Raw genomic sequence first — 19,558 nt, 5'->3', positions numbered from 1 at the left:
CCGGTAGCAGGCTCGGGAGCCGCCGACTACTGGTCATGTGCGCTCACTAGCTATACGTGACCGTTCGCGCCGTCACGCATCCGGGGTCCCCCGATGGAGCCGCTCGCCACGTCCGGGCCTCGCGGTAGTTATCTTGACCTGGTGCCCGACTCCCGCCCTCCGTCCGTCCGCCGCGCGCGGATCGCCGACGTCCGCAAGATCAAAGCCCTCGTGGATTCCGACGCGGGGCGCGTGCTCCTCGAAAAGGATCTGGTCACGCTCTACGAGGCGGTGCAGGAGTTCTGGGTCGCCACCGACGAACAGGACGGCGGAGAGGACGTGCTGGGCGCCGCCGCGCTGCACGTGCTGTGGGAGGACATCGGCGAACTGCGCACCGTGGTGGTCGACAAAGCGGCCCGCGGCCGCGGGATCGGCCGCGCGCTGGTCGGCAGGCTCGTCGAAGAAGCCCGCGAGCTGGGGCTGAAACGATTGTTCGTGCTGACGTTCGAGACGTCGTTCTTCGCCGGGCACGGGTTCGTCGAGATCGACGGGGCCCCGGTGTCCCAGGAGGTGTACGAGGAGATGCGGCGTTCGCTCGACCCGGGGGTCGCGGAGTTTCTCGACCTGCCCTACGTCAAGCCGAACACGCTCGGGAACTCGCGGATGCTGCTGGAGTTCTGAGCGGCGTCAGGAGAACCGGACGAGGATCCGGCCGCCCGACCCGTCCACGGCGGCGAGCTTCACGGTCGTGCCGGCGAAACTCGTCGCGTCCGGGCCTTGGCGCCCGGTGTGCAGTTGGACGGACGTGTGCTCGCCGCGGCCCGGCTCGGTCAGGACCAGCGCCACGACCGCCTCCCCCTCGACGAAGCACTGCCTGCCCGGACGGCACCGCGAGTCCGAGACCAGCTGGCGGTAGCGCACGGTCAGGTCCCGGCCCGCGACCTGCACCTCCTGGCCGGGCGTGAGCGCCACGTTCCCGCCCAGCTCAGCGGCCGGCGGTCGCGAAGACGGTGACTGCGCGACAGCGGCCGTGCCGCCCGCGCACCCGGCCAGCGCGGCGGCCGTCCCGATACCCAGTGCGAGCTTCTTGAGGTCCATGGGTACTGGACGGCCCGGGCGCGCCGCCGGGTTGCACGCGGCTCAGAAATCCTCGTCCTCGCCGCCCGCGGGCGAACCGCCCGCGTCGGAGCCGCCGCGGATCATGAACAGCACCGACTCCAGCTCTTCCGGCTTGATCAGCACGTCGCGGGCCTTCGACCCCTCCGACGGGCCGACCACGCCGCGGCTTTCCAGCAGGTCCATCAGCCGCCCGGCCTTGGCGAACCCGACGCGCAGCTTGCGCTGCAGCATCGAGGTGGAGCCGAACTGCGAGGTGACGATCAGCTCGGCGGCCTGGAGCAGGACGTCGAGGTCGTCGCCGATGTCCGGGTCGATCTCCTTCTTCTCGCCCGCCTTGGCGCTGGTGACGCCCTCGTTGTAGTCCGGCTGCGCCTGTTCCTTGGCGAAGTTGACGACCGCGGCGATTTCCTCGTCGCCGACGAACGCGCCCTGGATGCGGACCGGTTTCCCGGCGCCCATCGGCAGGTAGAGCGCGTCGCCCATGCCGATCAGCTTCTCCGCGCCCGGCTGGTCGAGGATGACCCGCGAGTCGGTCAGCGACGACGTGGCGAACGCGAGCCGCGAGGGCACGTTCGTCTTGATCAGGCCGGTGACCACGTCGACGCTCGGCCGCTGGGTGGCCAGCACCAAGTGGATGCCCGCGGCGCGGGCCTTCTGGGTGATCCGGACGATCGCGTCCTCGACGTCGCGCGGGGCGGTCATCATCAGGTCGGCCAGCTCGTCGACGATCGCCATGATGTACGGGTACGGCTGGTACTCGCGTTCGCTGCCCGGCGGCGCGGTGATGTCGCCGGAGCGGACCTTGGCGTTGAAGTCGTCGATGTGCCGGACCCGGTTGGCCTGCATGTCCTGGTAGCGCTGCTCCATCTCCTCCACCAGCCAGGCCAGCGCGGCGGCGGCCTTCTTCGGCTGGGTGATGATGGGCGTGATCAGGTGCGGGATGCCCTCGTACGGCGTCAGCTCGACCATTTTCGGGTCGATCAGGATCATCCGGCATTCCGCGGGCGTCGAGCGGGCCAGCAGGGACACCAGCATCGAGTTCACGAAGCTCGACTTGCCGGAACCGGTGGAACCGGCGACCAGCAGGTGCGGCATCTTCGTGAGGTTCGCGGTGACGAACTCGCCCTCGATGTCCTTGCCGAGCCCGATCAGCATCGGGTGGTTGTCCTTGACCGTGGTCGGCGCGCGCAGCACGTCGCCGAGGCGCACCATCTCGCGGTCGGAGTTGGGCACCTCGATGCCGACCGCGGACTTGCCCGGGATCGGCGCGAGCAGCCGGACGTTGTCGGTGGCGACCGCGTAGGCGATGTTCTTGGTCAGCGCGGTGATCTTCTCGACCTTCACGCCCGGGCCGAGCTCGACCTCGTACCGGGTGACCGTCGGGCCGCGGGTGAAGCCGGTGACCTGCGCGTCGACGTTGAACTGGTCGAGGACGCCGGTGATCGCCTCGATCATCTGGTCGTTGGCCTTGCTGCGGGACTTCGGCGCGTCGCCGAGCTTGAGCAGGTCCGGCGGCGGGAGCGCGTAGTCGCCCTCGACGGTCCGGGTCACCGACAGCGCGGGCTCCGGAGCCTTCTTCGGCTTCTTCTCCGGCACCTCGGCGGGCGGCGCGACCGGCTTCGGCGGGCGGATCGGCGTGGCCGGTTCGGCGAGCGCGGCGTCGAGGTCGAGCTGCTCGCCGTCCTTGTCGGCGCTGGCCTGACGGCGGCGCGACGGCTTCCGCAGCCGGACGGACTTCGGGTCGGCCTCGGGTTCTTCGTCCTCGGGCGCTTCGTCGTGCTGACCGGCCTCGTATTCGGCCAGCTCGTGCTCGTCGAGACCCCAGGTGCGCAGCCGGTGCGGGATGTCGCGGACCGGCGTGCCGGTGAACACGAGCACGCCGAACAGCAGCGCGAGGATCAGCAGCGGCACCGCGACCCACGTGGTGACGCCCTTGGCCAGCAACCCGCCGGAGAACGCGCCGAGGATGCCGCCCGCGTACATCCGGCCGTCGTTGGTGTCCGGGAGCGCGGTGAAGATGTGCAGCATCCCGAGCACGGACAGCACGACCAGCAGCGTGCCGACGACCATCCGCGGACGGGTTTCCGGCCGCGGCTCGGACCGCATCAACGCGACGGCGACCACGAGCAGCACCAGCGGCAGGGTCACCGCACCGGCGCCGAGGATCGTCCGAGCGGCGATTTCGACACCCGCCCCGATCGGCCCAGCCGCCCGCCACCACACGCCGACCGCGGCGACGATGGCCAGCGCGATCAGCCCGAGCGCCAGCCCGTCGCGCCGATGCTCGGCTTCGAGCTCCCGCGTGCGCCCGACCGTGCGAGCCAGCGAACCGACGCCCTTGGCCACGAGGTTCCACGTTCCGCGCACGCCGCGCACGAACGCCCCGGAACTCTTGCGCCCGGCCGGCCGCCGCGCGGGGGCCGTCCGGGGCCGGGAACTGCTCCGGCCCCTGGTCGAACCGCCTTTCGACGACCTGCTCGAGGCAGCCGCCCGAGACTTCGCCGGCGTACGCGAACTACGCGCCGGTGCCTTCCCGCCGCTTCCCGCCGTGCTCCGCTTTCTCGTCGCCGACCCAGCCATGCCTCCACGGTAACGGGCTGGGACCGATAGTCACATGTGCCACTCGCAGCGCAGGCGAAACAAATGGTGTCAAGTCACAGTGGATCTTGTGGAAGCATCCAGGTACCCACGGGAAGCCGAGGACGTTCATGCCGAGTCCCGCCGAGATCGTGCGCACGCTGGCGCAGCGGACCTCCCGCGCCCCGGCGCCGCGGGGCACTGGGCGGTACCACTACCTCCGCACATCCGGGTGGAACCGGCACACCGACCGGACCACCGCCGGGCGGATCCTGTCGGCCCGCACTGAGTTCTTCGACCGCGAGGACTGGGTCGCCGCGGACGGTTCCGGGCGGCTGCTGGTAACCCGGGGCGGCGCGGAAGTCCGGCCGAGCGGCTACTTCCCGCCGGGCGGGCTGCTGGGCGACTTCGTGGTCGCGTCCGACCTGCCGTCGGTGGGCGCGGAACTGCGCCGGCTGGGCAGTGCTGCCGGGGCGGTCAAGGCTTTCAGCAACGTTTGGCTGACCCAGGCGGTGACGCCGGAGCTGCAGAGGTTGTTGCTTTCGTGGCTGGCGGATCGGCCGCGGCTGGTTGTGGAGGACGCGGATCCGCCGGGGATTGTCGTGAGTGTCCCGGATCCGGCGCGGCCCAGCACCCGGCAGCTCGTGTTCGACGCGGAAACCGGGATGCTGCTGACCCGGGATGTCGAGAACGGCGGCGCGACGATCGGAGGCTGCATTCGCTGGATGGATTCCGGGTACACGGATTCGACCGAGTCACGTCCGACAGAAGCACCCTGATCAGCTACGACGGCCCCGGAAACGCCCACGGGGGCGCAGCAACGAGAACCGCGTTGCCCCAGGTGGGTGACTCCGTGAAATGCTCTGCCCATGTTCGCGCTCCAACAGGACGAGGCTCCGCGCCGTGCCCCCGCGATCTGGCGGACGATGCTCAACCTCGATCGAGGGCTGGTCAACCTCGTCGGGCGGCTCACTGTCACCGGGTCGGTGCCGCGGGAGCTGCGGGGCAGGCCGTTGCTGATGGCGGCCAATCACATCGGCGTGTTCGACGCCTTCGTGCTCATGGCGGCGTGCAAGCGGATCGGCATCAATCCTCGCTTCATGCTCGCCGGCGGGATTCTCGACGCTCCGGTGATCGGGCCCGCGCTGCGGGTCAGCGGGCACTTGCGCGTGGACCGGGCCAAGGCGGCGACCGCGGTCGGGCAGTTCGCCGAAGCCGCGGAGGCGTTGCGGACCACCCGCGAGCCGATCGTCGTGTATCCGGAGGGGCGGATCAGCCACGACCCGGGGTTGTGGCCGGAGCGCGGCAAGACCGGGGCGGCGCGGCTCGCGCTCGCCGCGGGGGTGCCGGTGATTCCGATCAGCCAGTGGGGCGCGCACGAGGCCGTGTACTGGGGCACGGAGACGGTGAACGGGCCCGCGGATCTGGTGCCGCTGGCCAAATCCGGGTTGAGCGCGCCGTTGCGGCGGCCTCGGTTCAAGGTGCATTTCGGGACGCCGGTGGATCTCTCCGACGTCGAGCCGGAGCGGCCGGGCGCGGGCGTGCGGGCGCACGCGAAGATCATGCAGGCGATCACGGACGGCCTGGTTCCGTTGCGCCGCCACGAACCGATCCGTCCGCGCTTCCACGACCCGACGCGGCCGACCGACACGGTCAGTCCATGGAAGCCGCAGAGCCGTCCGGATCGTGAGACGCCCCGGTAAGCCCGGCTAGGGTCGCGAGGTGTGAGCACCCGCATTCTGGTCGTTTACTACAGCGCTACCGGCAACACCGCCGCTCTCGCCGGCGCGCTCGCCGAAGGGGCGGGCGAAATCGGTGCGGACGTACGCGTCCGCACCGTGGCCGAGACCGCGCCGCCGGAAGCGGTGGCGAGCAATCGGCGGTGGCGGGCCTGGGTCGATTCCGGGCCGCACCACGAACTCGCCACGCTGGCCGATCTCGAGTGGGCGGACGGTCTCGCGCTCGGCAGCCCGACCCGCTTCGGCGGTCCCGCCGCACAGCTCAAGTCCTTTGTGGACACCACGGGCGGCCTGTGGGCGCAAGGGAAACTGGCCGACAAGGTGGCGACGTCGTTCACCTCGGCGTCCACCGCGCACGGCGGTCTGGAAGCGACCGTGCTGGCCATCAACAACATCTTCTACCACTGGGGCGCGATCGTCGTTCCCCTCGGCTACGCGGACCCGCACCTGCTGGAGTCCGGCAACCCGTACGGCGGCTCGTTCGTCTCGCGCAAATCCGCGGCGCCGGACGACACCGCGCTGCGGGCACTCCGGCTGCAGGGGCGTCGGCTGGCGACGATCGCGACCCACGTGGCGACCGGCCGGAAAGCCTTGGAATAACTCGGTTTCGCTCAGCCGAGCCGCTCCGTAATGTCCGGCGCGTGACCACCGAACTCCCTGTCCTGGAACAACCCCGGGTGATCCACCGGGGCCGCGGCCTCTCGCTCGTCCTGCTCGCCGCGGTCTTCTTCAGCACATCCGGCACGCTCGCGAAACCGGTCATGGGCGCGGGAATGACGCCGGAACAGGTGGCGGTGCTGCGAATCGGGGTCGCGGGAGTGCTGCTGCTGATCGGCACCGCGCTCTTCGCCCCGCGCACGCTGCGGGTCCGGCGCGGGGAATGGCCGATGCTGTTGGCGTACGGAGCGCTCGGCGTCGCCGGGACGCAGCTGCTGTATTTCATTGCCGCCGAACGGATCCCAGTCGGCATCGCGATTCTGCTGGAGTTCCTGTCGCCGGTGCTGATCGCGCTGTGGGTGCGTGTGGTGCGGAAGAAGCGGCTGCCGCGCATGCTGTGGTTCGGGATGGCGGTCGCGCTGGCCGGGCTCGCGCTGGTCGCGCAGGTCTGGCAGGGATTGCGGCTCGACGCGCTCGGGCTGCTGGCCGGGCTCGGCGCGGCGCTCTGTTCGGCCGGGTACTTCCTGCTCGGCGAACGCGCGGTGGCCGATCGCGAGCCGCTCGGGCTGGTCACCTGGGGCATGGTGATCGGCGGAGTCCTGGTGAGCGTCACCGCGCCGCCGTGGACGCTGCCGCTGGACCTGGCTGGCCGGACTGTCCCCTTCGGACCGTGGACGCCGCCGTTGTGGCTGCTGCTGATCGGCCTGGTGGTGCTGTCGACGGCGATCCCTTACGTCGCCGGGATTTCCGCCCTGCGCCACCTGCCCGCCTCGGTGGCGAGCGTCGTCGGGCTGCTCGAACCCGTCACGGCGGCGGCCTTCGCGTGGGCGTTCCTCGGCGAAGCCCTCGCCTGGCCCCAAGCGGTCGGCGCCGCGCTGCTGCTCGGCGGCGCCTACCTGGTCCAACGACAGACCGCGGAGGTCGCCTGACTCCCCCTCGGGGTGGAGAGGGGAACCAACCTCGAGCGGGATGTGTCCTATCCGCGAGCCCGCCACACTGGACGAGGCCGCACGAGACACCTGGGGGATCTCATGGACAACCGACCGAGCCGAGCCGAACAGCGCAGAGCGCGCAACGCGCTCGCCCGCCAGGCAGCGATCGTGATGCTCGCGTTGCTGCTGGCGGGCGCGCGGCGCTGACTCAGAGCGGACTCAGACCGGGATGACCGTCGGCACGATCATCGGCCGCCTGCGGTAGGTGTCGGCGACCCATCGGCCGACGACCCGGCGCACCGCCTGCGCGATGCGGTGGGTGTCGGTGATGCCCTCGGCTTCCGTCCGCGCCAGCTCCATCTCCACGAGCGGCACGACGGCGTGCAGCGCCTTCGGGTCGTCGGAGAAGCCGCGGCCGGAGATCGTCGGGCTGCTGACCGCGCGGCCGGTGTTCGAGTCGATCACCACCGTGATCGCGATGAACCCGCCCTCGCCGAGCACCAGCCGGTCGGACAGGGTCGACTCGCCGACGTCGCCGACGGACAATCCGTCCACGTACACGTGCCCGACCTCGACGCGGCCGGTGCGCGAGGCCTTGCCGTCGACCAGGTCCACGACCACGCCGTCCTCGGCGATCACCACGTTGTCCGGCGCGACGCCGGTGCGGATCGCGAGCTCTCCGTTGGCGCGCAAGTGTTTCCACTCGCCGTGCACCGGCATCACGTTGCTCGGCCGCACCGCGTTGTACAGGTACAGCAGCTCGCCCGCGGACGCGTGCCCGGACACGTGCACCTTCGCGTTGCCCTGGTGCACGACGTTCGCGCCGAGCCGGGTCAGGCCGTTGACGACGCCGAACACCGCGGTCTCGTTGCCCGGGATCATCGAGCTGGCCAGCACGACGGTGTCGCCCGCGCGGATCGAGATCTGCCGGTGCTCGCCGCGCGCCATCCGCGACAGCGCGGACAGCGGCTCGCCCTGCGAACCGGTCGAGACGAACAGCACCTTGCTCTCCGGCAGGGTGCTGGCCTGGTCCAGGTCCACGAGCAGGCCCTCGGGCACGTTCAGCAGGCCCAGTTCGGCCGCGATGCCCATGTTCCGAACCATCGACCGGCCCACGAACGCCACGCGGCGGCCGTGCCGCACCGCCGCGTCGAGCACCTGCTGCACGCGGTGCACGTGGCTGGCGAAGCAGGCGACGATCACGCGCTGGTCCACGCGCCGGATGACGTCGTCGAGCACCGGGCCGATGTCGCGCTCGGGCATGACGAACCCGGGCACCTCGGCGTTGGTCGAGTCCACGCAGAACAGGTCCACGCCTTCGTCGCCCAGGCGCGAGAAACCCGCGAGGTCGGTGAGCCGGCCGTCGAGCGGCAGCTGGTCGAGCTTGATGTCGCCGGTGTGCAGCACGACGCCGGCCGGCGTGCGGATGGCGACCGCGAGCGCGTCCGGGATCGAGTGGTTCACCGCGAAGAACTCGAGGTCGAACGCGCCGACCTGGCGCCGCTCCCCCTCGCGCACCTCGATCAGCTTCGGCCGCTGGCGGTGCTCCTTGGCCTTGGCCGCGAGCAGCGCGTTGGTGAACCGCGAACCGTAGATCGGGACGTCCGGGCGCAGCCGGAGCAGGAACGGGACGGCTCCGATGTGGTCCTCGTGCCCGTGCGTGAGCACGAGGCCGTCGATGTCGTCGAGCCGGTCCTCGATCGCGCGGAAGTCCGGCAGGATCAGGTCGACGCCGGGCTGGTCGTCCTCGGGGAAGAGGACGCCGCAGTCGACGATCAGGAGCCTGCCGTCGTACTCGAAGACGGTCATGTTGCGCCCGACCTCGCCGATGCCGCCGAGCGCGACGACGCGCAGGGCTCCCTCGGGAAGGGCGGGCGGGAGGTGCGTCGGGCCGGGTCCGGCGGGAAGTGAAGTCACCGGGGCATTGTCCCAACGCTGGTGTGCGAGGTGGGGGCGGTGTAGGCCGCCTGCGAATCTGCTTGTGCCACCCGTGCACCATGCCAGTCCGAGGCCGCGCTGTCCTCCAGCGGCACGCCGCCCTGGGCGAGATCGGCCGCGATCTGCTCCAGCTGGTCGTCGAACGGGGCCACGATCGGCAGCCGGGGGTCGCCGATCTCGAACCCGCGCAGCCGCAGCGCGGCCTTGCTGAACGCGACGCCGCCGACGCGCGACATGGCCCGCAGCACCGGCAGCATCCCGCGGTGGTTCGTGCGCGCGGTGGACGTGTCGCCCGCCTCGTAGGCCTCGATCATCGCGCGGATCCGGCCCGCCACGACGTGCCCGATCACGCTGACCACGCCGACCGCGCCGACCGACAGCCACGGCAGGTTCAGGCCGTCGTCGCCGGAGTAGTAGGCGAGGTGGGTGTTCGCGATGACCTCGGAGCCGGCGATCAGATCGCCCTTGGCGTCCTTCACCGCGACGATCCGCGGGTGCTCGGCCAGCCGCTGCAGGGTGTCGACCTCGATCGGCACGATCGAGCGCGGCGGGATGTCGTAGAGCATCACCGGCAGCTCGGTCGCGTCCGCGACCGTGGTGAAGTGCGCGTACAGCCCGGCCTGGCTCGGGCGCGAGTAGTAGGGCGTGACGACGAGCAGGCCGTGCGCGCCCGCCTCGGCGGCGGCGTGCGCCTGCTCGATGCTGTGCGCGGTGTTGTTGGTGCCCGCCCCCGCGACGACGGTCGCGCGGTCGCCGACCGCCTCGACGACGGCGCGGACCAGCTCGGCCTTCTCCTCGTCGGTGGTGGTCGGGCTCTCGCCGGTGGTGCCGTTGACGACGAGGCCGTCGTTGCCGAGGTCCACGAGGTACTCGGCCAGTTCCTGGGCCCGCTTCACGTCCAGCGCCCCGGCCCGGTCGAAGGGGGTCGCCATCGCGGTGAGCACGCGGCCGAACGGACGTCCGGGCGCGGCGGCAGGTGAGGTGGACATGGCCACGACGGTACCTCGTCGGATCGCCGAACCCGGCCCCGACCTGGTGCGCCGCCGGGAACTTCGGAGAATTTCCGCCGTCGCGGCTGTCCTGGAGGAACTTCTCGCGCGGCTACTTGACCTTGGCGGTGATCTGCGCCGGGATCTGGCCGTTGTTCGCCCGCGAAAGGACACAGTAGATCTTGCGGTTCGGGCCGCTGCTGCTGTCGTTGTCCGGCTGCACCTGCCAGGCCTGCTGGGTCGGCACGATCGCCCGGTACGAGAGGTCCGCGCGCTGCTGCGGCGGCACCACCGCGGAATGGAACGACGCCGCACAGCGCGCCTCGGCCGCCCGGCTGATGTCTTCCTGCCCGGGATACGGGGCGACGACCGCCTCGTCGTTGCTCCAGTTCTCCAACGGCAATGGGTCGGCGGTGTCGAAGACTTCGAGCGTGTGGTTCTTCTTGCAGTCGACGTTGTTGTCCGAGCTGATCACCACGCCCGGCTGGACCACGGCGTTGTAGCAGAGCTCGTACGACGAGAACTTGGCTTTGAGGTAGCCGTCCGGGCCGTAGGTGACGGTTTCGGCCCGCTGCTCGTCCTTCGCGGGCGACCAGACCGGCTTGCCGAGGAAGAACCCGCCAGCCAGCGCGGCGATCACCAGCACCGCGACCGCGCCCGCCCACCAGCCGCGGCGGCTCTTGCCTTCGGGCTTCGCGGCCATCCGGGTCGGCTGGCCGCCCACGCGGGTCTCCTGCGGCATCACCGCGGTGGCCGGACGTTGCGTCGGACCGGTGGCGTGGGCCAGCTGCGCCCGCGCCTGAGCCGCGGTGAGCCGGGCTTCCGGGTTCGCCACCAGCAAGCCGAGAATGACCGCGCCGAGCGGACCCTGCACCCGGGTCAGGTACGGCACTTCGGTCATGATCGCGTGCAGCGTGGCGGCCGTGGTGGGCCGTTCGAACGCGACAATGCCCTCGACCGCGAAGTACAGCGTCGCGCCGAGCGACCACAGGTCCGATTCCGGCATCGCCTCGCGGCCTTCGACCCGTTCCGGGGCCATGAACGCGGGCGAGCCGACGATCATCCCGCTCGTGGTGAGCCGCGGATCGTCGATGGCGTGCGCGATGCCGAAGTCGGTGAGCTTCACCCGGCCGTCCGGCGCGACCATGATGTTGGCCGGTTTGACATCACGGTGCACGATCCCCGCGGCGTGCGCGGCCTGTAGCGCCGACAGCACCCGCTCCCCGATCGCCGCCGCCTGCTGCTCGGGCATCGGGCCGTGCGCGCGCACCAGCTCGGCGAGCGTGGGCGCTTCGACGAGTTCCATCACGATCCAGGTGGTGCCCTGGTCGGTGACCACGTCGTACACCGTGACGACGGCTGGGTCGTTGAGCCGCCCGCCCGCGCGCACCTCGCGCAGGACCCGCTCGGAAAACACCGCGGCACCTTCGGATTCGGGCAGCCGCAGCTCCTTGATCGCGACCTGCCGCCCGATCACCTGGTCCTGCGCGCGCCACACGATGCCCATGCCGCCGCGGCCCAGTTCGCCGAGCAGCAGGTAACGGCCGGCCACCACGCGACCGGCGGGAGCCGTGCGGTTCGGGTCGTAGGGGCGGGTCTGTTCGTCGGTCACGGGGTCGGGCTCCTCGGTCGGCTTCGCGCAGATGCTAGTCCGACCGTCCGGGGACGCTGCCGGTTCCGTCCGGTTAGGACAGCGTCAGCCGGTGACTGTGAGCACGATCAGCACCACGTTGAGCAGGATGATCACCGCGGCGACGACGACTGCGAACACCGTGGTGGTCCGGCGGTTGACGTCGGAGCCCATGAGCCCGCGGTCGGAGGTCAGCCGGATCAGCGGCACGAGCGCGAACGGGATGCCGAACGACAGCACCACCTGCGACACCACCAGCGCCGCGCTCGGATCCGCCCCCAGCGCCAGCACGATGATCGCCGGGGCGAGCGTGACGAGCCTCCGTGCCACGATCGGAATCCTCTTGCGCAGCAAGCCTTGCATGATCATCGCGCCCGCGTAGGCGCCCACCGACGTCGACGCCAGCCCGGACGCGAGCAGCCCGATCGCGAACATCAGCGCGACCCCGGGCCCGAGCGCGGCGGCGACTGCCCCGTGCGCGCCTTCGATGGTGTCGACGCCTTGCTGGCCTTGAAGATTCGTCGCGGCCACCAGCAGCATGCCGAGGTTCACCGCACCGGCGAGCAGCATCGCGAACCCGACGTCGTAGCGAGTGGCTCGCAGCAGCCGGCGGCGGCGTTCGGGTTCGGGTTTGCCGTGCCGGTCGCGGACCAGTCCGGAATGGAGATACACCGCGTGCGGCATGACGGTCGCGCCGAGCATCGCGGCCGCGATCAGCACGCTGTCGCCGCCGCTGAACCGCGGGATGAGGCCGTTCGCGAGCCCGGCGGCCGAGGGTGATTCGACGAACAGGCTCGCCAGGAACCCGACCGCGATCACCACCAGCAGGCCGGTCACGACGCGTTCGAACGGGCGCTGGCCGCCGCGGTCCTGCACCGCGAGCAGCACCAGCGACACGAATCCGGTGATCAGGCCGCCCGCCACGAGCGGGAGGCCGAAAAGGAGGTTGAGCGCGATGGCGCCGCCGACGACCTCGGCCAGATCGGTGGCGATCGCGACGATCTCGGCCTGCGCCCAGTACCCGAGCCGCCCCGCGGTCGAAAGCCGGTCGCGCAGCGCCTCGGGCAGCGACTGGCCGGTGACGAGACCGAGCTTCGCCGACAGGTACTGCACCAGCACGGCCATGAGGTTCGCGACGACGATCACCCAGACCAGCAGGTAGCCGTAGCGCGCGCCCGCGCTGACGTTGGCCGCGACGTTGCCCGGATCGACGTACGCGATCGCGGCGACGAACGCCGGTCCGAGCAGTGCCCAGCCTGCCCGCAGCCGGGCCACGCCGCGCGGACGTGTCGCCTCCGCCACCGCCATGTCCGCCCACTCTCTGGTATCGGTCGCCCCAACTCAAAGTTTAGGCGCGCCGAACTTTACCGGGCAAGGGTGTGCTGCGCCACGCTCGCGCGCTTCTCAGGCGGGCAGGAGCACTTCGTGCCCGGCTTCGCGGAAGGCCGCGACGGCCCGGTCGAGGTCGTCGGAGCGCACCAGGATGTGGTCGGTGTCGAAAGTGGACAGCGAGAACAGCGCGACGCCCGCCGCCGCGAGTTCCGACGCGAGCGCGGAAATGACGCCGGTGAGGGTGAACGCCAGCGGCCCGCGGACGGTGAACAGCCGCCAGCCGTCCTCGACGGTGCCGCCCTCGGGCTCGCGGCCGGTCGGGCAGATCACCGACAGTTCGTCCGGGGTGCGGGTGACCGAGACGAGCGCGGGCTCGCCGGGTTCCAGCAGCTCGGCGGGAACGGCCGCGTCGGCGGGCAGCCGCACGACCGAGTAGGGACCGGGACGGAGGTCGATCGCCAGGTGTTTCATCAGTGGTTTGTCAGCCTTCCAGCACTTTCGGGCTCGAGGCGATCTCGGTGCCGTCGGGCAGGGTCGAAATCGTGAAGTCGGCGAACACGTTGGCCGCCGCCTTGTGCAGCTGCCGCAGGCATTCGATGGCCAGCGAACGGATCTCGACGTCCGCGTGTTCGGTGGCGCGCATCGCGATGAAATGCCGCCACGCCCGGTAGTTCCCGGTGACGACGATGCGGGTTTCGGTCGCGTTCGGCAACACGGCGCGCGCCGCCTGGCGCGCCTGCTTGCGGCGCAGGGTGGCACTGGGCGTGTCCGCGAACTTCTCCTCCAGCCCGGCCAGCAGTTCGTCGTACGCGGCGGCGCTGGCCTGCGTGGCCTTGACGAATTTCTCGTGCAGCACCGGGTCTTCGGCGATCACGTCCGGCTCGACGAACTCGGCGTCGCGCTCGGGAACGTAGCGCCGGGAGAGCTGGGAGTAGGAGAAATGCCGGTGCCGGATCAGCTCGTGGGTGAGCGAGCGGGAGACCCCGGAGAAGTAGAAGGTGACCGACCCGTGCTCCAGCACGGCCAGGTGGCCGACGTCGATGACGTGCTCGAGGTAGCCGGCGTTGGTCGCGGTCGCGGGATTCGCCTTCTCCCAGGACTGGTAGCAGGCGCGCCCGGCGAACTCGGCGAGCGCCTCGCCTCCGTCCGCGTCGGTGGACCAGGGCACGTCTTCGGGCGGGAAGAACTCGGTTTTCGCGATCAGCTGCACCTTGGGCGGCACCGGTCTCGCTCCCCTCATGTCGGCTCCGCCAGCCTAACCCGGCGGCACGGGTGACATCACCGCGCCTTGACGTGACGTCACGAGTGACGCCATAGTGGTGTCATGGACTTGACGCCGTACATCGCGAACCTTCGCGAAGACCTCGCGAACACGGCCTCCGCCGGGGACGAGCAGACCCGGCGGGCGGCCGCACTCCTGTCGTCTGCTCTGGAACCGGCCGTCCGGCTGACGCTGATGAACGCGCTGGCCGACCTGGCGGCCGAGGTGACCGCCGCCCTGCCCGGCCAGGTGGTGGACGTCCGGCTCGACGGCCGGGACGTGCGCGTGGTCGTCACCGGCGGCGAGGACCGTGCCGAGTCCGCGCCTCCCCCGCCACCGCCGCCGCCCGCGCCCCCGATCGACGGCGGCGACATCTCGCGGATCACGCTGCGGCTGGTCGAGCAGATCAAGGGCCAGGCCGAACAGGCGGCGGCCGCGCAGGGGGTTTCGCTGAACACGTTCGTGGCGCAGGCCGTGCAGGGGGCGCTCGGCCAGGCGCAGCAGCACCAGCGCTGGCACGACAGCAGCGGCGGGGGCCGCACCGAGACCAAGCTGCACGGCTGGGTCGAAGGCTAGAAGGGGGCAACACCATGGGCGAGAACCGGGAAGACCAGGGGAAGAACACCGAAGGCCGGGTTGGGGAACCCGGATTCGGGAGCACGGGCGGGGCGGAAGCCGGGTCCGGCGGCACTGCCGGTGGCGGGAGTGCTGCGGGCGAGGAGGGCGTTGCGAAGGCATCGGCTGCGCCGGGCGGGGAGTCCGGCATTTCTGCCGGTGCCGCGGGCGAGGCGGGCGTTGCGAAAACCTCGGCCGCACCGGGCGGAGAGTCCGGCTCCACTGCCGGTGCCGCAGGCGACGAGAGCGTTGCGAAAGGCTCGGCTGCGCCGAGCGGCGAGTCCGGCTCTGCTAGCAGCGGTGAGTCCACTTCGGACACTGCGGCGAGCGGGGCGTTCGCGGGGGCGGAGTCCGCGGCCTCGTCGAGCGGCAGCGGATCCGAGCCTGGTCCCGAGGCCGCCGGAACCGCGGCGAGCGGCAGTGAGTCCACTTCGGACATTTCCGCGGCCCGCTCCGGCTCGGATTCCGGGGAACCGGGGCCGTACGTGCGGCTGCAGGACTTCGAGGCGGACGGTCCGGTGGAGCTGGACCTGGGCGTCACGATCGGGCGGGTCGAGGTCGTGCTCGGGCGGGCGTCCGGGGTGACCGTGCGGCTCCAGCACGACGCGGGCGAGCAGCCGTCGTGGGTGAACGGCGTCAGCAGCCTGCTGTCGTGGGTCGGCGAGAAGTTCGGGGACCAGTTCGGCGGCATGCCGGAGTTTTCGGTCGCCGACGCGGTGCGGCAGGCGCGGATCGAGAAGACCGGCAACCGGGTCGTCGTGCGGGCGGCGAAGGCGTGGCAGCTGCGGAACGTCCCGGTGGCGGTGACGGTCCACGCCCCGGCCGGCTCGCACCTCGAAGTGCGCGCGGGCTCGGCGGACGTCACGGTGACCGGCGCCGCGGGCCGCGCGGACATCCTCACCGGATCCGGCGAGGTGGCGCTGGAACGCGCGGACGGCGCGGCCACCATCCGGACCGGAACCGGAGCCGTGAAGCTCGGCCCGACGCTGGCCGGTCTGCAACTGCGCAGCGGCAGCGGTTCGGTCGAAGCGGCGTCGATCGCCGGACCGGCGACGCTCGGCACCGGAACCGGAAACGTCTGGCTGGGCGCGGTCGAAGGCGACGTCATGGCCCGCACCGGCAGCGGCGACCTCTCCGTGGCCGACGCGGCCTCCGGATCGCTCGAACTGATCACCGGTTCGGGAGAGGTGCGGGTCGGCATCCGCAGCGGGGTCCGGGCGGAAGTGGAACTGGCGTCGGCGGCCGGGCGGGTCTCGAGCGAACTGGACGTCTCGGACACGCCGCCGGAGGGCGCGGTAGCGCTGAAAGTCCGCGCCCGCACCGGAACCGGCAACGCGGTGGTGACCCGCGCGGCGGGCTGACGCCGAGAACATCCCGTTTGCCGCGGCCGCCCCCGCTACCCCGGGTGCGCCGGGCAGACGGATGCACAAGGGGGAGGCGGCGGGCCGCACCGGAGGCATCCCGGGCGGCCCGCCGCTTCGTATCGCGCGAATTCCTTTGCGCGCCAAGGAAAGTCGCAGCAGCGAGGACTTCCCTGGCACGCCACGCCCAGCCACTACAGCGTGGATTCTGCCGCCCCGCCACGCCCAGCCACCACAAGGACTTCCGCCCACGCCAACCTGGCTCTCTCAGGAGGGGACCTCCGCGCGAGCCAGTCGAGGCGGCTGGGCGCGGGAGAATCGCCCGCCAAGGCTTCATCTGCGACCGCGGGGGAAATCGCGTCGGCACTGGCGGCGGTCTCGTGAGTGCCTGTGCCGGTTCTAACCGGCACAAGCACTCACGAGACCCGAGGTTGTCCCGCCGCCGTCGCCCTGGTCAGCGCGGGAGCCTCACTTCACCGCGCGCCGCAACGCACGGGCCAGATCGCCCCGCTCCCCCACCGCCACGCCGTCCAGCCCTTGCCATTCCGCCATCGTCCGCAGTTCCCCGGCCAGTTCCGCCGCCACCCGCGCCTGGTCGACGCCCGGTTCGGCGAACGCGCCCTGCACCCGCAGCACCCCGGCCGCCCGGTCGGATTTCAGGTCCACGCGCGCCGAGAGCGCCCCGTCCAGCAGGAACGGGAAGACGTAATACCCGTGCACCCGCTTCGGCTCCGGGACGTAAATCTCGATGCGGTACCGGAATCCGAACAACCGCTCCGTCCGCGCGCGCTCCCAGATCAGCGGATCGAACGGGCACAGCAAAGCCCGTCCGGTCACCGCCCGCGGCGTGCGGGCGCCGGCGTGCCGGTACGCGACCGCGCGCCAGTCGGCGACCTGGACTGGCTCCAGGACGCCTTCCTCGACCAGCTCCTGGACGGCTTGCCGGGAGACGTCCGGGCCCAGCCGGTAGTAGTCGCGCAGGTCGGTTTCCGTTGCCACGCCCAGAGCCCGCGCCGAGCGCTCGATCAGGCCGCGGGCGCCTTCCTCCGCGGAAACCTTGCGGGACAGGATCTCCGGCGGCACGACTCGTTCGGTCAGGTCGTACAACCGCTCGAACGATCGCCGGGTGCCGGTGCTCAGCTGGCCGACGCCGAACAGGTACTCGCAGGCTTTCTTCACCACCGAGCGTTCCCACCACGCCCCGGGACCGCGTTTGACCGCGTCGGTTTCGAGTGCCTTTTCGATCGCCCCGGCCCCGATCGGGCCGTGTTCCTTCACGACCGCCAGCACGTCGTCGAGCAGGCCGGGCACCGTGTCGACCACGCGGGTGTAGTTCCGCCACCAGCCGTCCCGCTTCGCGCCGGACCGCAGCAGCGGCCAGTCTTCGATCGGCAGCAGGCTGGCCTCGTGCGCCCACGACTCGACCAGCAGCCGCGGCCGTCGGGCGCGGTGGCTCCACGCGGCGTCGTCGACGAGCGCCGGGTCGTACGCACCCAGGCGCGAGAAGAGCGGCATGTAGTGCGCGCGCACGGCGACGTTGACCGAGTCCAGCTGCAGCAACTGGACCCGGGACAGCACCTTGGCGAGATGGCGCCGGGTCGGGTCCGTGGCGGGCCGCGGGTCGGCGAATCCCTGTGCGGCCAAAGCGGTGCGGCGGGCGGCGGAAAGGCTGATCGTCTGCATGATGCCGCCATGGTGCCAGCCACCCCCGACAGTTTCGGTACATTGCCCGCGTGAGTGCCGCCGAAGTCCGTCCCGCGAACCCGTCCGACGCCGCGGAGATCGCCCGCATCCAGCGGCTGACCTGGCGGGCCGCCTACGCCGGGCTGCTGGGCGACGAAGCCATCGAAGAACTCGACAAGGCCGACCTCGAAGGCACCTGGGCGGAGACGATCGCGTACCCCGATTCCCGCGTCTACCTGGCCACCGAGGGCTCGTTCACGGTCGGCTACTGCGTCGCGGGCCCGGCGCCGCGGGACGAAGCCGCGGCGGCCGACGGGTCGCCGCCCGAGGACGCTCCGGGGTTGATCGCCTCCGTGGTGGTCGAGCCGCGCTGGGGCCGCCGGGGCCACGCCGGGCGGCTGCTCGCGACGGCCGCCGCCGACCTGCGCGCGAACGGGCTCAGCCGCGGCATCGCCTGGGTCGCGCAGTCCGACCACGCGACTCTCGGCTTCTACCGGCGCGCCGGCTGGTCTCCCGACGGCACCGTCCGCACCCTCGACACCGGCCGCGGCACGCTGCGCGAAGTCCGGCTCACCGGCACGCTCGACCTGGAACTCACGCAGTGACCGGCTCTTCGCGCTTCGCGAAGACCACCCACCGCATCACCGAGTACATGAACACGCCCTCGCACGCCCCGGCGATCAGCCGCGACAGGTGGTACTCGACGCCGAGCGCGGTCAATCCGGCGCCCAGCCCCAGCAGGAACGCCGCGTAGTTCACCGCGATCGCCACCACGTACAGCACCGCCTGACGGCCGACCGGCGCGTGCGAACGGAAGTTCAGCGCGCGGTTCAGCACGAAACTCAGCCCGAACGCGACCACGTAAGCGAGGCTGATCGACAGCCACACCGGCCACTTGAGCCCGCCGTGGAACATCGTCAGCAGCAAGAGATCGACGCCGAACGTGAAGCCGTTGATCACCGCGAAACCGAGGAAACTCGGCGCGACCACGCGGGACAATCCGAACGGCAGGACGCGCACGACGGCGGCGCACAGCCCGGCGAAACGGTCGGCGATCGGCACCTCAGGCACCTGCCCGATCCTGGCAGCGGAAGGTGTCCGAGACCGGTCGGCCAGGTGATCTTCTGGTGCTGGCTCCCGGGCAAAGAGTGGGGTTAGCCCCCGTGATCTTTTCGTGACGGCTGATAGCTTGGAGTGAGCAGGGACACGAAGGGGGTGGCGCGATGGGATGGGTGCTCATCACTCTCGGCGTCGCCTTCGGCTCGGCGATCGTGCCGCTGGTCAACGCCGAGCTCTTCGTCATCGGTCTCTGCGCGAGCCAGCAGAGCGTGCACTGGCTGTGGCTCGGCGGCGCGGTCGCGGTCGGGCAGATCGCCGGGAAACTGCTGTACTACCTGGCCGCCCGCGGCACGATCCGGCTGCCGAAATTCCTGCACGACCGGCTGCACCGCGAACGCCCGCTGACGCCGCGGCGGGTCCGCTGGCAGCTGCGCACCAAGGCGATCCGCGGCAAGATCGAAGCCCTGCGCGAACGCTGCCAGCGCCATCCGCACTGGATGACCGGCACCTACGGGGTCAGCTCGCTCGTCGGGCTGCCGCCGTTCATGGCGACGAGCGTGCTCGCCGGGATGGTCCGGATGCGGCTGTCGACGTTCCTCGCCGCGGGCCTGGCCGGACGGTGGGTGCGGTTCAGCCTGCTGGCGGCGTCGCCCGCGATGTTCGCGGGCTGGCTGCACTAGCCAGCCC

Annotated in this window: 19 protein-coding genes; 9 read left to right on the top strand and 10 right to left on the bottom strand. The window is 71.2% G+C overall.

What is annotated here, in order from left to right:
- Positions 1 to 93 precede the first annotated feature (93 nt).
- Positions 94 to 660 carry an amino-acid N-acetyltransferase gene (locus tag ACZ63D_RS22400; RefSeq protein WP_465356256.1) on the top strand — a complete coding sequence of 189 codons (567 nt, stop codon included), beginning with the start codon at positions 94 to 96 and terminating at the stop codon, positions 658 to 660.
- A 6-nt stretch (positions 661 to 666) separates the two neighbouring features.
- Here ACZ63D_RS22400 and ACZ63D_RS22395 read toward each other — a convergent pair whose 3' ends face one another.
- Both ACZ63D_RS22395 and ACZ63D_RS22390 read right to left on the bottom strand, forming a co-directional pair.
- A complete protein-coding gene (locus tag ACZ63D_RS22395; protein WP_465356255.1) occupies positions 667 to 1,077 on the bottom strand; it encodes a hypothetical protein in 411 nt (136 codons plus the stop codon).
- A gap of 42 nt (positions 1,078 to 1,119) precedes the next feature.
- Positions 1,120 to 3,678, bottom strand: coding sequence for an FtsK/SpoIIIE family DNA translocase (locus ACZ63D_RS22390; RefSeq protein WP_465356254.1), 2,559 nt, complete (start codon positions 3,676 to 3,678; stop codon positions 1,120 to 1,122).
- Between the two features lie 128 nt (positions 3,679 to 3,806).
- Here ACZ63D_RS22390 and ACZ63D_RS22385 point away from each other — a divergent pair, with 128 nt between their 5' ends.
- From ACZ63D_RS22385 to ACZ63D_RS22370, 4 genes are all read left to right on the top strand, one after another.
- Positions 3,807 to 4,454 carry a hypothetical protein gene (locus ACZ63D_RS22385; protein ID WP_465356253.1) on the top strand — a complete coding sequence of 216 codons (648 nt, stop codon included), beginning with the start codon at positions 3,807 to 3,809 and terminating at the stop codon, positions 4,452 to 4,454.
- A gap of 90 nt (positions 4,455 to 4,544) precedes the next feature.
- On the top strand, positions 4,545 to 5,378 hold the full coding sequence (locus ACZ63D_RS22380; RefSeq protein WP_465356252.1) for a lysophospholipid acyltransferase family protein: 834 nt from the start codon (positions 4,545 to 4,547) through the stop codon (positions 5,376 to 5,378).
- 21 nt (positions 5,379 to 5,399) lie between these two features.
- Positions 5,400 to 6,014: an NAD(P)H:quinone oxidoreductase gene (gene wrbA / locus ACZ63D_RS22375; protein WP_465356251.1), complete on the top strand. Its 615-nt coding sequence runs from the start codon at positions 5,400 to 5,402 to the stop codon at positions 6,012 to 6,014.
- A gap of 41 nt (positions 6,015 to 6,055) precedes the next feature.
- Positions 6,056 to 7,000 (top strand): EamA family transporter, encoded by a 945-nt coding sequence (locus ACZ63D_RS22370; protein ID WP_465356250.1) that lies wholly within the window; start codon positions 6,056 to 6,058, stop codon positions 6,998 to 7,000.
- A 222-nt stretch (positions 7,001 to 7,222) separates the two neighbouring features.
- Here ACZ63D_RS22370 and ACZ63D_RS22365 read toward each other — a convergent pair whose 3' ends face one another.
- From ACZ63D_RS22365 to thyX, 6 genes are all read right to left on the bottom strand, one after another.
- Complete coding sequence (locus ACZ63D_RS22365; protein WP_465356249.1) at positions 7,223 to 8,920, bottom strand: ribonuclease J; 1,698 nt, start codon at positions 8,918 to 8,920, stop codon at positions 7,223 to 7,225.
- Positions 8,917 to 9,930 (bottom strand): 4-hydroxy-tetrahydrodipicolinate synthase, encoded by a 1,014-nt coding sequence (dapA, locus tag ACZ63D_RS22360; protein ID WP_465356248.1) that lies wholly within the window; start codon positions 9,928 to 9,930, stop codon positions 8,917 to 8,919. The genes ACZ63D_RS22365 and dapA overlap by 4 nt, the downstream gene beginning before the upstream one ends.
- Before the next feature lie 112 nt (positions 9,931 to 10,042).
- A complete protein-coding gene (locus tag ACZ63D_RS22355) occupies positions 10,043 to 11,542 on the bottom strand; it encodes a serine/threonine-protein kinase (protein ID WP_465356247.1) in 1,500 nt (499 codons plus the stop codon).
- An 84-nt stretch (positions 11,543 to 11,626) separates the two neighbouring features.
- Positions 11,627 to 12,868 (bottom strand): Nramp family divalent metal transporter, encoded by a 1,242-nt coding sequence (locus ACZ63D_RS22350; RefSeq protein ID WP_465356246.1) that lies wholly within the window; start codon positions 12,866 to 12,868, stop codon positions 11,627 to 11,629.
- Positions 12,869 to 12,964: 96 nt separating this feature from the next.
- Complete coding sequence (locus ACZ63D_RS22345) at positions 12,965 to 13,363, bottom strand: ACT domain-containing protein (protein ID WP_465356245.1); 399 nt, start codon at positions 13,361 to 13,363, stop codon at positions 12,965 to 12,967.
- 10 nt (positions 13,364 to 13,373) lie between these two features.
- Positions 13,374 to 14,132, bottom strand: coding sequence for an FAD-dependent thymidylate synthase (thyX, locus tag ACZ63D_RS22340; protein ID WP_465356244.1), 759 nt, complete (start codon positions 14,130 to 14,132; stop codon positions 13,374 to 13,376).
- An 84-nt stretch (positions 14,133 to 14,216) separates the two neighbouring features.
- Between thyX and ACZ63D_RS22335 the strand changes: the two genes are divergently transcribed.
- Together ACZ63D_RS22335 and ACZ63D_RS22330 are read left to right on the top strand one after the other, a co-directional pair.
- Positions 14,217 to 14,729, top strand: a complete 513-nt coding sequence (locus ACZ63D_RS22335) for a toxin-antitoxin system HicB family antitoxin (protein ID WP_465356243.1) — start codon at positions 14,217 to 14,219, stop codon at positions 14,727 to 14,729.
- Between the two features lie 476 nt (positions 14,730 to 15,205).
- Positions 15,206 to 16,129: a DUF4097 family beta strand repeat-containing protein gene (locus tag ACZ63D_RS22330; protein WP_465356311.1), complete on the top strand. Its 924-nt coding sequence runs from the start codon at positions 15,206 to 15,208 to the stop codon at positions 16,127 to 16,129.
- Positions 16,130 to 16,597: 468 nt separating this feature from the next.
- Here the strand turns inward: ACZ63D_RS22330 and ACZ63D_RS22325 are convergent, their stop codons facing one another.
- The gene (locus ACZ63D_RS22325; protein ID WP_465356242.1) at positions 16,598 to 17,812 is read right to left on the bottom strand and encodes a winged helix-turn-helix domain-containing protein; all 1,215 of its coding nucleotides are present in this window, start codon (positions 17,810 to 17,812) and stop codon (positions 16,598 to 16,600) included.
- A 50-nt stretch (positions 17,813 to 17,862) separates the two neighbouring features.
- Here ACZ63D_RS22325 and ACZ63D_RS22320 point away from each other — a divergent pair, with 50 nt between their 5' ends.
- Positions 17,863 to 18,417: a GNAT family N-acetyltransferase gene (locus tag ACZ63D_RS22320; protein WP_465356241.1), complete on the top strand. Its 555-nt coding sequence runs from the start codon at positions 17,863 to 17,865 to the stop codon at positions 18,415 to 18,417.
- Here the strand turns inward: ACZ63D_RS22320 and ACZ63D_RS22315 are convergent.
- Positions 18,407 to 18,883 carry a GtrA family protein gene (locus tag ACZ63D_RS22315; protein WP_465356240.1) on the bottom strand — a complete coding sequence of 159 codons (477 nt, stop codon included), beginning with the start codon at positions 18,881 to 18,883 and terminating at the stop codon, positions 18,407 to 18,409. The genes ACZ63D_RS22320 and ACZ63D_RS22315 overlap by 11 nt on opposite strands.
- Positions 18,884 to 19,035: 152 nt before the next feature.
- Between ACZ63D_RS22315 and ACZ63D_RS22310 the strand changes: the two genes are divergently transcribed.
- Positions 19,036 to 19,551 (top strand): hypothetical protein, encoded by a 516-nt coding sequence (locus tag ACZ63D_RS22310; protein ID WP_465356239.1) that lies wholly within the window; start codon positions 19,036 to 19,038, stop codon positions 19,549 to 19,551.
- Positions 19,552 to 19,558: the final 7 nt, after the last annotated feature.

Source organism: Amycolatopsis sp. NPDC104775, from assembly GCF_055583325.1.
This window is presented reverse-complemented; position numbering and strand designations above follow the sequence as displayed.